Origin of the sequence: Ferrimonas balearica, from assembly GCF_019802085.1 — a bacterium.
Lineage (GTDB): Bacteria > Pseudomonadota > Gammaproteobacteria > Enterobacterales > Shewanellaceae > Ferrimonas > Ferrimonas balearica_B.
The window spans coordinates 1210803-1224967 of sequence record NZ_JAHVHV010000001.1 but is presented as its reverse complement, the minus strand read 5'-3'; the positions used below and the strand labels follow the sequence as shown (position 1 = coordinate 1224967).

The 14165-nt window shown below is 59.8% G+C and carries 14 protein-coding genes; 5 read left to right on the top strand and 9 right to left on the bottom strand.

Annotated features, from left to right (window positions below; translation table 11 throughout):
• Positions 1 to 72 precede the first annotated feature (72 nt).
• Complete coding sequence (gene purU / locus KUV81_RS05650; protein ID WP_261389199.1) at positions 73 to 927, top strand: formyltetrahydrofolate deformylase; 855 nt, start codon at positions 73 to 75, stop codon at positions 925 to 927.
• A gap of 150 nt (positions 928 to 1077) precedes the next feature.
• Here the strand turns inward: purU and KUV81_RS05645 are convergent, their stop codons facing one another.
• The 5 genes from KUV81_RS05645 to KUV81_RS05625 all read right to left on the bottom strand — a co-directional run bounded on the left by KUV81_RS05645 (position 1078) and on the right by KUV81_RS05625 (position 5645).
• Positions 1078 to 1695, bottom strand: coding sequence for a hypothetical protein (locus KUV81_RS05645; protein WP_222542859.1), 618 nt, complete (start codon positions 1693 to 1695; stop codon positions 1078 to 1080).
• A gap of 81 nt (positions 1696 to 1776) precedes the next feature.
• Positions 1777 to 2691 (bottom strand): LysR family transcriptional regulator, encoded by a 915-nt coding sequence (locus KUV81_RS05640; RefSeq protein ID WP_222542858.1) that lies wholly within the window; start codon positions 2689 to 2691, stop codon positions 1777 to 1779.
• A 78-nt stretch (positions 2692 to 2769) separates the two neighbouring features.
• The gene (locus KUV81_RS05635; RefSeq protein WP_222542857.1) at positions 2770 to 3615 is read right to left on the bottom strand and encodes an enoyl-CoA hydratase/isomerase family protein; all 846 of its coding nucleotides are present in this window, start codon (positions 3613 to 3615) and stop codon (positions 2770 to 2772) included.
• Between the two features lie 304 nt (positions 3616 to 3919).
• Complete coding sequence (locus tag KUV81_RS05630; RefSeq protein ID WP_222542856.1) at positions 3920 to 5152, bottom strand: hypothetical protein; 1233 nt, start codon at positions 5150 to 5152, stop codon at positions 3920 to 3922.
• Between the two features lie 304 nt (positions 5153 to 5456).
• A complete protein-coding gene (locus tag KUV81_RS05625) occupies positions 5457 to 5645 on the bottom strand; it encodes a hypothetical protein (protein WP_222542855.1) in 189 nt (62 codons plus the stop codon).
• 140 nt (positions 5646 to 5785) lie between these two features.
• Here KUV81_RS05625 and KUV81_RS05620 point away from each other — a divergent pair, with 140 nt between their 5' ends.
• Together KUV81_RS05620 and KUV81_RS05615 are read left to right on the top strand one after the other, a co-directional pair.
• Entirely contained in the window at positions 5786 to 6193 is a 408-nt protein-coding gene (locus KUV81_RS05620; RefSeq protein ID WP_222542854.1) for a hypothetical protein, read from the top strand.
• A gap of 134 nt (positions 6194 to 6327) precedes the next feature.
• A complete protein-coding gene (locus KUV81_RS05615; RefSeq protein ID WP_222542853.1) occupies positions 6328 to 7371 on the top strand; it encodes a tyrosine-type recombinase/integrase in 1044 nt (347 codons plus the stop codon).
• Here KUV81_RS05615 and KUV81_RS05610 read toward each other — a convergent pair.
• Complete coding sequence (locus KUV81_RS05610; protein ID WP_409995561.1) at positions 7365 to 8666, bottom strand: tyrosine-type recombinase/integrase; 1302 nt, start codon at positions 8664 to 8666, stop codon at positions 7365 to 7367. The genes KUV81_RS05615 and KUV81_RS05610 overlap by 7 nt on opposite strands.
• A 135-nt stretch (positions 8667 to 8801) precedes the next feature.
• On the opposite strand from KUV81_RS05610, the gene KUV81_RS05605 reads away from it, so the two are divergent.
• Both KUV81_RS05605 and fabA read left to right on the top strand, forming a co-directional pair.
• On the top strand, positions 8802 to 10562 hold the full coding sequence (locus tag KUV81_RS05605) for a S16 family serine protease (protein ID WP_222542851.1): 1761 nt from the start codon (positions 8802 to 8804) through the stop codon (positions 10560 to 10562).
• 68 nt (positions 10563 to 10630) lie between these two features.
• Positions 10631 to 11170, top strand: a complete 540-nt coding sequence (fabA, locus tag KUV81_RS05600; protein WP_222542850.1) for a bifunctional 3-hydroxydecanoyl-ACP dehydratase/trans-2-decenoyl-ACP isomerase — start codon at positions 10631 to 10633, stop codon at positions 11168 to 11170.
• On the opposite strand, the gene KUV81_RS05595 is transcribed toward fabA, so the two are convergent.
• From KUV81_RS05595 to KUV81_RS05585, 3 genes are all read right to left on the bottom strand, one after another.
• A complete protein-coding gene (locus tag KUV81_RS05595; protein ID WP_222542849.1) occupies positions 11167 to 11649 on the bottom strand; it encodes a glutathione peroxidase in 483 nt (160 codons plus the stop codon). The genes fabA and KUV81_RS05595 overlap by 4 nt on opposite strands.
• Positions 11650 to 11729: 80 nt before the next feature.
• Positions 11730 to 11906 carry a ribosome modulation factor gene (rmf, locus tag KUV81_RS05590; RefSeq protein ID WP_222542848.1) on the bottom strand — a complete coding sequence of 59 codons (177 nt, stop codon included), beginning with the start codon at positions 11904 to 11906 and terminating at the stop codon, positions 11730 to 11732.
• A gap of 200 nt (positions 11907 to 12106) precedes the next feature.
• Positions 12107 to 14164 (bottom strand): DUF3466 family protein, encoded by a 2058-nt coding sequence (locus tag KUV81_RS05585; protein WP_222542847.1) that lies wholly within the window; start codon positions 14162 to 14164, stop codon positions 12107 to 12109.
• Position 14165 lies beyond the last annotated feature (1 nt).

Genomic DNA, 14165 nt, shown 5'->3' with positions numbered 1-14165 from the left:
TATTGCCACAAGAGTTTGACGAAAGGGCGAATATTCGTACAAATGGAGGGCCATATTGCAAAGGAGCCTGCCATGCCCACCCGTTATCTGCTGACCCTCAAATGCCCGGATCAACTGGGGGTAATGGCCAGAACCGCCGGGTGCCTGCACCAGCATGGCGCCTTTATCACCGAGGTGTCCCACTACAGCGACCCGAAAACTGAGACCTTCTTCTCCCGCACCGTTTTTGATGACCGATTTCTCTCCTGTGGGTATGAACAACTGGAAAGGGATTGGCAGGCGTTGGCGCAGAGTTTGTCCATCGAATACCAGTTACGGCCTCTGGAGGCCAAACCCAAGCTTTTGATCGCCGTATCCAAAGAGGATCATTGCCTTAGCCATCTTTTGACCAAGTGGCGGGCCGGAGTATTACCGGTGGAGATCGTCGGTGTAGTGTCCAACCACCGGGACTGTGAAAGCGTGACGCGCTGGCATGGCTTGCCGTATTTTTATCTGCCCATCTGTAAAGAGACCAAAGGGCAGCAGGAGGCGGAACTGCTTGGGCTGTTTCGGGAGCTCGGTGCGGATTACCTGGTGCTGGCGCGCTACATGCAAATCCTGTCCGACGGCTTATGCGAGCAGCTGGCCGGGCGGGCCATCAACATCCACCACAGTTTCCTACCGAGCTTCAAGGGCGCACGGCCATATCACCAAGCCCACGAACGGGGGGTAAAAGTGATTGGCGCCACCGCGCATTTCGTCACACCGGATCTCGATGAAGGCCCCATCATCTGTCAGGAGGTGAAAGCGGTGGATCACCGGGCGTCGGTGGAGCGGATGATCCACATTGGACACGACATCGAAGCGGTGACCCTGGCAGATGCCGTTCGCTTGGTGGCGCAGCAGCGGGTGCTGCTGAACGGTCAACGCACAGTGGTGTTGGAATAGGGCTAAGCCGTGGGTGATGCGGTGGGCTGCCAAACCGGGGCCGGGCATCCGCTTATCCTTACAAATGCGGCATTTAACATAATATACATTGTGCGCATTTATGTGTGTGGCGCGCTTTAGTGCCGGTAATCCTATTTATCGGCATTATTCTTAGGCGGCCCGCGCCAGTGCTCTGGACAGTCGGCGCTGCTTCAGGCTCTCCTTGATGGGCCTTAAGGGTTGCAGCCCCCGGCGCAGCATCGAGGCGCGGCGTAAAAACCGCTGCTCCTTTTCGCTTAGCTGCGTGCCGTCCACCTGGTTGATGGTTCGGTACAGGTGATACTGCGTCACCCGCTTGGCAATCCACCACGCCGGTGCCCACACATCCTGGCGCAAGGTGGTTCGTTCGAAATCCACCATGCGCAAAGTGCCATTCTCGTCGCGCAGTATGTCCCTCAGCGGCATGGCGTGCCTGGCCACACCCGAGTCGAGAATGGTGTCCACCAGAGCGCGCAACTGCGGCAGCTCCCGGGCGAATAGCTGGTTTACAGCCTGCCCAGGCAGTCGCGTCATGGTCAGGGTCTGGCTCTTATCATCGTGACTCAGCAGCGTTGGAAACCGGTCCTCGTTGCTGAGAAGGCGCAGACCCTCGCGGTCGCGACGGTAACGCAGTGTGGCATTGGTGGTCGGCTTAAAGTGCTTGGTGACGCGGTCCTCGCTCAACCGAACCCGCATTTTGTTTGTCTCGTACACGCCATTGATGACTGTTTTGTTGGTTGCCGTACCCATGTCCCGACCCGGTGGTGATGTTTGAGGGCCGTGATGATAGCGACACCAGCCCTCTCAGCAACGTCAAAAGCGAGGATCTGATCAGTCAAAACGGGTCCACAGTGGGGGATCGCCCACCTTGTCCAGCAGAAAATCGATAAAGGCGCGCACCTTGGCGTGCACGACCTGGGACTTGGGATACACCAGCCAGATGGCGGTGTTGTCCATCACTTCGTGATCCGGCAACACCCGCACCAGGCGGCCCTCGGCCAGGGCGCGGTAGACGCTCCAATGGGCGTTCATGGAGATGCCAATCCCCGCCTCCGTGGCGATCCGCATGCTGGTGCCATCGTCGCAGATCACCCGCTTAACGGCGCCATTCGGGGGGAAGGTCCCGACCGGCTCGCCATTGCGGTTTGCCAGCTTTCTGCCGTGGCCGTCCATAAACACCAACAGCTGATGGTCAGCTAAGTCCTGGGGTGTTTTGGGTGTCCCCTGTTTGGCCAGATAATCCGGCGACGCGCAGAGTATTCGGGTGTCCTCGGCGAGCTTTCGGGCCCGCAAACCGCTTTCCGGGATGGCGTAGTTACGAAGGGCGAGATCATACCCGCCCTCCACCAGGTTGACTGGGTTATCGGACAGGTGAAGCTCTACGTTGAGACTGGGGTGCTGAGCGAGAAACTCCGGCAATATGGGGGCCACGAACAGCTGGGCAAAGGTGCTGGAGGCGGCAAAGCGCAAGGTGCCAGTGATCTCGTCACAGCCGTGGCCCAGCGCCGCCAGGGCCGCATCCTCCTGGGCTAGCATGGCCCGGGCAAAAGGCAGAAACTTGGCCCCCTCTGGCGACAGGGCCACCTTGCGGGTGGAGCGGTGAAGAAGCTCCACACCGAGGCCCTGCTCCAGCTTGGACAGTCGGGCACTGGCCACCGCCGGAGCCAGGCCCAGCTGGCGTCCGGCAGCGCTGATGTTAAGCCGCTCGGCGGCGGTGACAAAAAGCTTGAGTGCCTCGGTATCCATAAGGGGGCAAGTCCGTCATAAGTGGGCTTAAGTATATGCCCTGCCCCCCTGGGTTGACCGAACCGGTTGCCTGCCCCCCTACTTCACCTCCTGGACACTCAGCACCAGGGCCTCCCAATTGCGCTGGTTGTCCAGATCGAACTGGGCGCCCTGCTCGTCCGCCCAGGCAAAGCGCTTGATGGCCGGGGTCTTGCTGGTGGCCTGGTAGAGCCAGTAGGCTTCGGCTTTGAGCGCCTCCTCAATGGGCTTGTCGATGGACTCGTACACCGTCCGCTTGCAGGCGTTGATGGACTCGGCGGGAAACTGGGCGATGCGTCGGGCCAGCTTCTCCACGTAGGGGCCAATCTCATCGGGCTCCAACGCCTTGTTGATGGTGCCGTAGTCCTCGGCCTCGTCGGCGGTAAAATCCCGCGCGCTTAGGATGATCTCAAGCGCCCGTCCCAGCCCCACCTGACGGGCCATGCGAGATGCCCCGCCCCCACAAGGCAGGATCCCCATGCCCACCTCCATCTGCATGAACTTGAACTTGCCCCGGGCGGCAAAGCGCATGTCACAGGCCAGGGCGAACTCATGCCCGCCGCCCCGGGCAAAGCCCTCCAGCTTGGCGATGGTGGCCTGGGGCAGTTTGCTGACGCGTTCCAGCACCGCTTGCAGGTCGAGCAGCTGGGCCTCCTCCCTCGACACCGCCTCGGTAGACATCTCTTTAAGCAGGTTGGTGTCGTAGTGGCAGACCCAGATCTCGGGGTTGGCGGATTGGAACACCACGACCTTAATGCTGCGGTCCCGCTCCAGGCGAAGCGCCAGCGTGTTGAGATCGGCCAGCATCTCCTGGCCCTGCACATTCACTGGGGGAAAATCGAAGGTGACCCAGGCGATGGCATCGGCGACATCGACCTTGAAGGTGGTGAAATTCTCGTAAGCCATGGCTCCATTCCTCTTAAGGGTTGAGTGCGGCCACTGATAGGGTGACCCTGTGAGAAATAAAACTAGAGGCTCATATAACGGACGTAAATTAGGGAAAGGAAAAACAGAATTTGGCTATTGAATATAATAAATCTGCAGTACTGATAATGGGATTTCTTACGTAATTTGGCGTGTGAGCATGAACCACAAATAAAGCGACAATTGTTATAGATTATCGTGTTTTACATAGGGGGCTAACACCCATTTTCTGGATGGCATGAACAAAAGAAACGGGGGCCGAGGCCCCCGCGGTATTAATACCATATCAGTTATTGGGTACCGGAGGATGGATCTGCACGTTACCGCCGTCCAGGTCCCCTTCACAACGGGCCACTTCGCTGCCTTGGCCGTCGTAGATCACCATGGAGATGCGGTCGTAGCCATTACCCCGCTTACCGGCCGGCTCACCCGCATCCTGCAGATACCCGTCACAGGTGTAGCCGTCATCGTTGTTAAAGCGTCCAGTACACTCGAAGTACAGGGTGTCCACCACCAGGCCCTTGTTGGCACCAGGCTGCTGTGGGCCGCCTTCCACTTCATCTTCACAACGCACCGCTTCGATGTCGTTGGTGTGGAACTTGTCTCCCTCTTCCGCGCCGGTGTCCGGCCCGTCAGTGTGGAAGTTCACCTCGAAGGCACCGGAGGGCGGCGGACCTACGTTACCACCGAAGGTGCACTGCTTGGGCCCGGAGACCACGCCGGCGTTAAAGAAGCCGCCGGTGGTGACCCAGCAGGGCCGCTCGGGATCTTCTTCCAGGGTGACACCGGTGATGGCGCCGGAGCCGCCCATCACGATGCGCATGATCTCCACCCCTTCAATGCCAATGTCCTGGGTGTAGACACCATTGTCGCCGGTCGGGTGCAGGGTTAGCATCTTCGGTGCCGGGAAATCCGGCCCCATCAGGTAGACACTGGTGCCGTCCTCCCCTTCAACCTGTTCCACATCCATATAGCTGATGGTGTTGATGGTGACGGTCTTGCCGCCCTTGATGCCGCTGAAGTCCAGTTCGAAGAACTGACCTTTCTGATCGTCGTCATCCGGGTCCACTACGTTGGCGTCATCGGGATCAATATCGCCGTTGCCGTTGGTATCCACCAGGCCTTCCGGCTCGTTGATGATCAACACATTGCCTAACGGCATGTCGTTCTCATAGGGAGAGCCCGCTTTACCGCCACTGTTGGGGTCCGCGCGGTCGTCCACCCCGGGGCCGCCGAAATCTTCATTGGGGGTGCCCAGGTCATCGTCACCGCCGGTGGGATTGCTGGAGTCAAAGATCACCGCGGCATTGTCGTCCATGGAGAGATCCGGGTTAAAACCATGGATGTAGACCGTGCCGCCCTTCAGGCCCGAAGCGCCTTTACCGTTGGACAGTTCGCCGACAATTTTGCCGGTGGGGAGTTGATCAAAATGGAGCTCGGCGGCGGAGACGCCAAAGGCGAAACTTACGCCGATTGCGCACAGGGTTGGAACCGCACAGATAGAACGGAATCGTCTCATAACAGCGCCCCTTAGTTTTGTTGGGCTAAGAGAGAGTTGGCCGGGGTGGCCAGTCCGAGGCGCAAGTTTAGTCAATGCTTTACGGTTTTATTTGGGGTCGAACTGAATCTTCATCAAAGCGTTACGGAGATATTCATCCACAGCGCATTGATTAAACGGAGTCTTTTTTACTGGATTTTTTATGATTCTGAAAAATATGGTTTTTAAAAATCATATTTTTCAACCGCGTAGATAAATCGCGTCTATATAACATTTGCGTCTCTCTATATTGCTAAACTCTATTTGGGACAACGCAGTGTCGAACTCATTCGTCCCGATTGACCATATCCAGCTCTTCCAATAGCTCCTGGTAGTCCATGTCGATCATACTGTGGTCCACCCGATGCGGCACCAGGGCGTAGAGATCGTAATGCTCCGGATGGTTGGCGTTCAGCTTGATGCCGTAGCCACGGTTGGCCGCTTGCTCGGCCAACAGGTTAAATCGCAGTCCCATGAGGTTTCCTCCCTCCCATTACCACATGTGGTAATGGGTAAAATCCATGTTCTGGTGAGCCATGACACTCAAATTTAAAGAAAAAGACAGTTACCACATGTGGTAACCTTTGCTTGCCCGTTGCCAAAAGTGTAGCCCCAATGCCAAAACCCCTGCCCATCACCTGTGACGTTATCCAGTTTTTGCTGACCCGCTCGGATCCCTTCCTGGTGCGCTACGCCAGTTTGGTTCAGCCGCACGCCTGGCGTCAGCGCGTACGGGAAGAGCAACTGCCCAATTGGCTCGCCCGAGAAGCCCAGGGGGACGCCACTTTAGAGCCGGAGCTGATTGAGTTTATCACCCTCACCTTCGGCGCCGGACGCTTGCCGATGCTCCGTCGCCGGTACAGCAGCCATCGCCATCGAGCCGGCCGGGACAAACGCTCGGTGGATCTCGATGCCGATGCCCTGGCCGCGCTGGAACGGATACGAGCTCAATATCGTCTGGACTCCTACTCCGAAACCATCCTTTGGCTCACCAACGAGGTTGAGCGCGTCGCGACTGATTGACGAATTTGCTGGGGCTTATGCCCCACTTTGCTCTCTTAGTGGCACCCTATTAGATCAGATAATTGCCGTTAGTTGATCTAATTAGATGGGTTGGCTAGGATCCCAGACAGCCGCTTCTTTCCTTTGAGATTTCGATGCCCACACTGCCGGAGACCATCACCCCACCACAGGGCTTCAGTGTGATGGTCGATGAGATAGACCAGGCGCTGTTGGACCAGATCCAGCGGGCCCGCCTGTCGGAGAAAACCTGGCAGGCACGGCGTTCGGATCTGCGCCAGTTCGGTTTCTGGTGTCAGGCCCACAACCTGGTGCCCAACCAGGCCAGCGAGGCGGACCTGTGCTTGTGGTTGACGCATATGGCCTGTGAAGGGCGTCCCAATCGCTTGGTCTACAGCCCGCACAGTCGCCAGTCCCAACTGGTGGCGGGCCCTGCCCTCTCCATTCGCTCCATTCGTCGCCGCCTCTCCACCCTCAAGTGGTGGATGGGCCAGCAGGGTCGAACCCCCAACCCCGCCGCCGGTGCACTGGTGCAGGATCACCTTGCCGGCATCGTCCGCTTGCTGCCGGGCCGGCCGAAACGCGCCCAGGGGTTGGGCGCCGATCCCCTGGCGCAGTTGATGGCCACCCTGCCTGAGGGCGAGTTTATCGAGATCCGGGACAAGACGCTGCTGGCCGTAGGCTTTGCCGGCGCCTTGCGGGTCAGCGACCTGGCGGCTTTGCAGATAGAGGATGTGCGCCTGTACCCCAACGGGGCCAACCTGGGTTTTGAAACCCGAAAACGCCGCAGTGAATTCAGCCAGGTGCCCATTGTCGCAGGCGCGGACCCTGCCCGTTGCCCCGTTGCTTTGTTGCGCCGTTACCTGGCGTTGCTGGGGGACAGCCAGGGGCCGCTGTTTCGTCGCGCCAACCGCAATCGGGCGCCCATCGAGAAGGCGCTGCACCCCAGCTCCGTTGCTCGCATCATCATGAAACGGGCCACCGGGGTGGGCCTTAAGGCCAGTCACGGTGGGATCTCCGGCCACAGTTTGCGGCGCGGCTTTATCGATTCAGCGCTGATGCGAGGTGCGCCCATCAGTGAGGTGATGAAGATCTCCGGCCACCGGGACCCGAAAACCCTGATGCTCTATCTGGACGATCTGGGCCACTTCGACCAACACCCGGGGCAAGGGCTCTACTGACCCTCCTTGCTGTTGATGGCATGGTCGAGCCTGTCCAAGGGTTTGGCCTTGGCACTCTGATGCCGTTCGACCCGGCTGGTGTGCAGGTATTGGCTGGTGGTATCGATGGAGTCGTGCCCGGCATCGGCCCGCACGTGCGCCAGCGGCCGGGCATTGAGATTGATGTCGTGGGAGATCCCGGTATGGCGCAGGCTGTGGGCCGTCATCACGGCCATCTCCGCGGCATCTTCAACTAAGCCATCACGCCGCGCCTCCTCTGCGGCCGCGGCGATCACGCCATCCACCAACTCCCGGATCTGACGCTGCCCCAGGTTGGCGTTGCGCTCGCCCTGGTCTCGCCCCCGTCCCGCCGCCCGGTGACGGCAAAACAGCGGCGTCAGTTCTTTGGGGGAAGGCAGAGGCGCAAGACCCAGATAACAGCGGTAGCGCTTAAGGGCGGACAGCAAGGCATCGGAGACGGCCACGGTACGACTCTTTCCCCCTTTGCTCACCGGCACAAAAAAGCCCCAGACGCCGGTTTTGCTGTCCCGGCGAAACTGTCCCATGACCGGACTGAACCCCGGCCGGGCCGAGACTTCCGACACCCGCAGGTAGCAGCTGTAAAGTAAGGCCATCAAAAACAGCGTGCGTTCGTGCTGCTGGGGTGACTCGTTGGCCAGTCGCTGTGCCTTGGCCATCACGTAGGACCACTGCAGCTCGGTAAAGGCCTTGAGCGGTTGCTCTTCCGTAGCCGGCTCCGACAGCGGGCCCAGGTAACGCCCCCGCTTGAGCAGCAGCGCCGCGGGATTGCGATCGCTGTAATCCATGTCGTTCAGGTAGGTAAAGAACGCCGACAGCAGCGCCAGCTTGGTTTTAAGCGCCGAGGGGCTGAGCCGGTATGGCAGCCGTCTGCCCAACTCAGTCTTGCCCAGGAAGGGACGCCACAAGGGGTTGGGCCTTCGCTCGCTGCCACCGCCACGAAACTGTGCCACGTTGCGATACCCGATAAGGGCCGCCGGGGGCTGTTGGCAATAGGCCAGGTAACGCACCAGCAGACGGCGGTCGACCTGAGCCACGCTCACCTCCTCCACCTGCCAGCACCAATGCAAAAAGGTGGTCAGCTCACTGCGATGGGATTTGTAGTTGTTTTCGTTGTGACGCTGCTCCACCAACCAATCCAGCGCGTGCTCGTACAGCAGCGCCGCATCCTCGATACCGCCACAGACAATGCCAGCGAGGTACTGATTGATAAAGCCGTTGGAGGTTTCAAAATGCGCTAAGGTGTCGAAAAGCGGGTGTGCCGGAGGCCGATCCAGTGCCATGTTTTACCACAACTGTGTTTTTATACAGTATCGCATGGTGAGGGCCTGATTTCACGGCCTTTGTACGCCCCGCGCCCCCAAGCCCCTATGGTATAGTGGCCCCTTTGCCCGAATCCGGAGAGCTGCCTCTTGCACAGCCAGAAATTGGCCCCCTCGGCCCTGTCCCCCGTTTACCCGTCGCTCATCACCAACACCACCGGCGGCCCCCTGTGCCCCTGGACCCTGGGGCAGGACCGCAGCCTGGATGCCTGGGCGCTGTTTGAACGCTGCGACGGTCAGCATCTGTTTCTGACCCAGTTTCCCGGTTTCGACGGCGAAGCGCTGGTGCAATCGCTCTATGACCGCCTGCCGCTGGTCAACGCCCCCGGGGTCCTCGCCTCCATCGAACAGGAGGACCGCCAGGCCCTGGTCAAGCTCACCGCCGAGCAGTGGCAAAAACGCCTCAATAATGACGACAGCCCCCTTGGCGAGAACGACAAACTGACCGCCCTGGTGGAGCTGATGCCCCTGCGGTTTGTCGATCAGCCGCTCTCCCGTCGCACGCTGTTGGGCAACGTCGATAAAAATGGCGCCTACCATGCCGGGCTGCTGTCCAGCTGCGAGGTCCTGGTGATCCCCGCCGAAGGCCTGCTAGAGAAGCCCAGCCGGTGGTTTATGGTCAAGGAGGCCCTCAAACGCGGGTACATCGCCTTCAGCGGCTCCCCCATTCGCATACCGGTATGCTGCAAGGTGGTGATCCTGGGGGATGTAATGGACCACGACACCCTGCACGCCGTCGATCCCAGCTTTGCCGGGCTGTTCAGCCTGGTGGGGGAAAGCCAGTCCGAGTGGTTTGTCGACAAGGAGGAGGACGCTCAGCGCTGGGCGTTGGGAGCGCAATCCATCGCCAAACAGTACTGTGGTCGGCCCTTGAGTGATGAGGCCCTGACCCGACTGGCCCGCTACGCCAGTCGTCTTTGTGAGCACCAGGGCCGTTTGAGCCTGGCCTGGCACGAGCTGGGCCTGCTGTTGGGCCAATGCGAAGGCAGTGGTGCCGTCTCCCTGGCCCAGCTTCAACAGGCGATCCTCGCCCAGGAAGCCCGCCATAACAGCGTGGAGATCTACGCCCAGCGCAATGTCGAGGAGGCCCTGGTACGGGTGGATACCGAGGGGGAGCGCACGGGCCAGATCAACGGCCTGACCGTGGTGGATTACTGTGGCCACAGCTACGGCGAACCGGCGCGGATCACCGTCTCGGTGCACTACGGTGACGGCGAGGTTGCCGACATCGAGCGCAAATCCGAGCTGGGGGGCAACATTCACGCCAAGGGGATGATGATCCTCTCCGCCTGCCTCTACCGCATCTTCGGCCAGGATGAGCCCCTGCATCTCTCCGCCAACATCGTATTCGAGCAGTCCTACCAGACCATCGACGGCGACAGCGCGTCCCTGGCGGAGTACTGCTGCCTTATCTCCACCATCGCCAATGTGCCGGTCAAACAGGGTTTGGCCCTTACCGGCGCCATCGACCAGTTCGGCAATGTTCAGGCCATTGGCGGCATAAACGAGAAAATTGAGGGCTTTTTCCACCTATGTCGCTACCGGGGGCTGACCGGAGAGCAGGGGGTGATCCTGCCTAGAGCAAACACTCGTCAGCTGAATCTGAGCGACGAGGTGATCGAAGCGGTGGCGGCGGGTCAGTTTCACCTCTACCAGGTGGATGCGGTGGAGGAGGCTCTGATGCTCCTCACCGGGCGTGAAGTGGGCCAAGCCGATGAGGATAACCGCTTCGATGAGAAAAGCCTTTACGGCCTGGTACAGCAGCGTCTGGACCGCATGGCCGGCAATGACGAGCCGCTGCCCCCCAGTTGGTGGCGTCGCGCCCTGGACGCACTGTTCGATCGCAGCTGATCGGAGTTGTTTGGCGTACAGCTGTTCGCTAATCTGTCAGCACTTTTTGTTGAAGCTAGACGATAACGATGCAAGTGGCAGAACAACTACAACCGATCCATGACTCCAGTTACGACAAGGACGCGCTGGTCGAAAGCGGCAAAGGCCGTCTGTTTGGTGAGGACGCCCCTCGCCTGCCCAAGGACAACATGCTGATGCTGGACCGCATCGTCACCATCAATGACGACGGCGGACGATACGGTAAAGGGGAGATCATCGCCGAGCTGGACATCGATCCCAGCCTCTGGTTCTTTGACTGCCACTTCGAGTCCGATCCTGTGATGCCGGGTTGTCTGGGCCTGGACGCCATGTGGCAGCTGGTGGGTTTCTTCCTGGCTTGGCAGGGTGCCAAGGGCAAGGGCCGCGCCCTGGGCGTTGGGGAAGTGAAATTCACCGGTCAGGTGCTGCCTGAAGCGAAGAAGGTGACTTACCACATTCACCTCAAGCGCACCATTCACCGCAAGCTGATCATGGGCCTGGCCGATGCCACCCTCTCCGTGGACGGTCGTGAGATCTACGCCGCCACGGATCTGAAAGTGGGCGTGTTCCAGGACACCTCCAGCTTCTAAGCCAGCAGTTTCTCGATATCGCCGGCGATCGACTCAGGTTTGGTCGTCGGCGCGTACCGCTCCACCACCCTCCCCTCGCTGTCCACCAGGAACTTGGTGAAGTTCCACTTGATGTTGCTGCCCAGCCAGCCGCCCTTCTGCGTTTTCAGCCACTGGTACAAGGGGTGCGCCTCGCCGCCATTGACCTCCACCTTGGCAAACAGGGGGAAGCTGATGTTGAACTTAAGGTCACAGAAGTTTTTGATCGCCTCATCGTCCCCCTTCTCCTGCTGACCAAACTGGTTGCAGGGAAACGCCAGTACCGCGAAGCGGTCGGCACCGAAGCGCTTCTGCAGCGCCTCCAGGCCCTCGTACTGGGGCGTAAAGCCACAGGCACTGGCGGTGTTCACCACCAAGAGCACCTTGCCCTGGAAATCCTGAAAAGACTGAGTGTCGCCGTTGTTGAGTTGGGCGTCGAACTGGTAGATGGTCCCTGACATGTGATGCCTCCTTTTTCCGTCAGCATACGCCATGGCGCGGGCACTAAAAAGCCCTCCAAAGGGAGGGCGACTGAAGAGGGTTACTTAGTGAACAATCCGGTTTCTCGGCCATCTATGGCTTCCCGCCATCCTCCTAGCCAGTGCATCTTCGCGTCCGCTGCTTGATAGGGGCAGTTCTCCTTGGACCGGCCGGTCAATCCCGCCTGAAATCCGCGGGAAAACGCCCGCTCCATCTTATCCCGTTTCTGTCTTTTCATTGGCATTCCATCCCTCGATACAGTGATGTGCAATGGGGTGAGGCGTTGCGCCTCAAGACAATAGTTGATGTTTTTTTCGGCGAGATCAATAGCGCAAAACCCTTGACATTGCGCTTCGTTAATTAAGCTTTTGAGTCAATTGAATTAAAAAAATAAGAAAGGGGGCTAAGCCCCCCTTTTCACTCAGATTCGCGAAAGACTCAACCGCGACGGCGACGCCAGAACAGCAGCGACGTAAGGGCCATCAACCAGCCCATTCCCAGGCTGGCGCCTTGACGCTCGTTGGGCGGCGGATTCAGGCCGTCCTCGATGGTCAGGCTGCACATCTGATCGGTGCTGACCGGCTTGAGCACAATGGCCCGCGGCACCTGGTTGGTGGTGGGGTTGCCATTGGCGTCGTTCTCGATCACCGGCTTGCCGGTGTCTTCGTCGATGACGACCACGGTACGGTAGGTGATGGTACCGTCTTCGTTCTCAAACTCCTTCAGCTCGGTCTTCACCCGCGGCAGGCTCACCAGCGCGGTGGCGGTGATGGTGCCGTCATCGGCGATCTCGTTGGCGTCCACGGCGATGATCTCCACCTCGTACTCGATGGTGGTGGAGAAGTTCTCGCTGTCGACCACGGTGTAACGCTTCCACAGACGGCCCTCTTCATCCTCCTCGACACCGCTGTCGCCCTCCTGGGCCGGCACATAGCCACGGGACCCGCAGGTCAGCAGCTCGTTGAGGTTGATGAAGTCATCCTGGGTACTGTCGTAGGCAAAGGCGCGTACCCGGCGCGGCAGGTTCTTAACCCGGTCTACTTCGATGTTGCCTACCACGATGCCGTTGTTGTTCACGGAGCGGGCGATGGAGGCCAGGTCGGAACGGCTGTCGAAGAAGTCGTTGGGCTCGGTAAACATGAAGCGCTTACCGTCGCGGAAATCCTCCGGCTCCTGGCTCAGATCCACGATACCGAACTTGTTGCGCTCGTAGCCGTCGATCCAGCGGCGCACCACGCCGATGGCCAGTCCGTTGTCGTTCACGTCGTAAGCGATGGACTGCACCACACGCTCACTGTCTTCCCGGGTGGGGCCAATGGGAAACAGCTCGTAATCGCCGCCCTGCTGCAGCCAGCTCTGGGCGTAGAGCGCGCTCAAGGGGCGATCGGAGTTGCTCAGCTGGTTGCCTCGACCCACCACGTAGTTGTCCACCGCGGTGCTCACCCCCAGGGCCTGGGCCAGGTAGATGTTGTCCCGGTCGCTCTCGTTGGGCAGCTCTTCAGGCACGAACCCCAGGTCCAGCTCCCGCTGGTCACTGGCTTCCAGGGTCACCGGGTCCACCTGCCACAGGTAGGCCCGGGTCTGGTAGGAGATCCCGCCGGTGTTCTGCTGGTTCTGGATGCAGATCTCCACCGGGGTGGGGACAACGTCGCTGTCCTCATCCGGCTCTGCCGCCGCGATGCAGGCATCCAGGTTTTCGGTAGAGATCTCGGTAAAGTCGGTGGAGGCGTAACCGGCCACCAGGCCGTTGATGTTGACCGCCGCGGCCACGCTGTTGCCGCCGGTCACCACCGGGGTGGGATCCAGCTCTTCGTCCTCGGTGACGTAGGTCAGGGTGTTCGCCGGGGGTAGCAGCAGGTTGAAGCCGACTTCGTTCTGAACAAAACCGCGGTTCTCAAACAGACGGTGGTAGAAGAATTCGGAGCAGTCGGTCTCGCCCTCCGGGTCACAGTTCTCGTTGGTGACCGGATCTTCCATCAGCGCGGAGGTGCTGCCCACTCGCAAACTGGTGCCGTCGGCGCCGAAGTAGAACGCGTTGGTCCGCGGGTTGGTATCAAACTCGTCCGGGTCCTCGTCATCGGGGTTCAGCTTGGGCGGCGTGTCCTCCAGCAGAGGCACGTAAACCGGTTCCCAACCATTGCCCGCGTTCTGTTCAAACAGGAAGTTGTTGCCGACAAAGGGTCGGAACACGCTGTTGGAGGTCACGGACTCTTCCGGCAGGATGGCGTCGATGACGTCATCAATTACGTTGCCCTCGTCATCCACGGTGGCGTCGTTCACGCCCTTGGCGATCCCCAGGGTGCTTTCGCCAACCACTGAGGCGCCGTAGCCGTTTCGGGTGTTCTCCAGGGTGCCGCGCACCGAGAACACCTCGTTAATGTTGACGATCTCGTAAGCGGGCCAAACGGTTTGGGCTTGAGCGCTGGCAACGCCCAGGCTCATTGCTGCACTGACAGCAAGGGCCACCTTCCGGGTGGCAAACAACTTCGGGCTCATA

Coding starts and splice junctions, on each gene's coding strand:
- purU (WP_261389199.1), top strand. CDS start 73: ATGCCCACCCGTTATCTGCTGACCCTCAAATGCCCGGATCAACTGGGG.
- KUV81_RS05645 (WP_222542859.1), bottom strand. CDS start 1,695: ATGGGTACGGCAACCAACAAAACAGTCATCAATGGCGTGTACGAGACA.
- KUV81_RS05640 (WP_222542858.1), bottom strand. CDS start 2,691: ATGGATACCGAGGCACTCAAGCTTTTTGTCACCGCCGCCGAGCGGCTT.
- KUV81_RS05635 (WP_222542857.1), bottom strand. CDS start 3,615: ATGGCTTACGAGAATTTCACCACCTTCAAGGTCGATGTCGCCGATGCC.
- KUV81_RS05630 (WP_222542856.1), bottom strand. CDS start 5,152: ATGAGACGATTCCGTTCTATCTGTGCGGTTCCAACCCTGTGCGCAATC.
- KUV81_RS05625 (WP_222542855.1), bottom strand. CDS start 5,645: ATGGGACTGCGATTTAACCTGTTGGCCGAGCAAGCGGCCAACCGTGGC.
- KUV81_RS05620 (WP_222542854.1), top strand. CDS start 5,786: ATGCCAAAACCCCTGCCCATCACCTGTGACGTTATCCAGTTTTTGCTG.
- KUV81_RS05615 (WP_222542853.1), top strand. CDS start 6,328: ATGCCCACACTGCCGGAGACCATCACCCCACCACAGGGCTTCAGTGTG.
- fabA (WP_222542850.1), top strand. CDS start 10,631: ATGCAAGTGGCAGAACAACTACAACCGATCCATGACTCCAGTTACGAC.
- KUV81_RS05595 (WP_222542849.1), bottom strand. CDS start 11,649: ATGTCAGGGACCATCTACCAGTTCGACGCCCAACTCAACAACGGCGAC.
- rmf (WP_222542848.1), bottom strand. CDS start 11,906: ATGAAAAGACAGAAACGGGATAAGATGGAGCGGGCGTTTTCCCGCGGA.
- KUV81_RS05585 (WP_222542847.1), bottom strand. CDS start 14,164: ATGAGCCCGAAGTTGTTTGCCACCCGGAAGGTGGCCCTTGCTGTCAGT.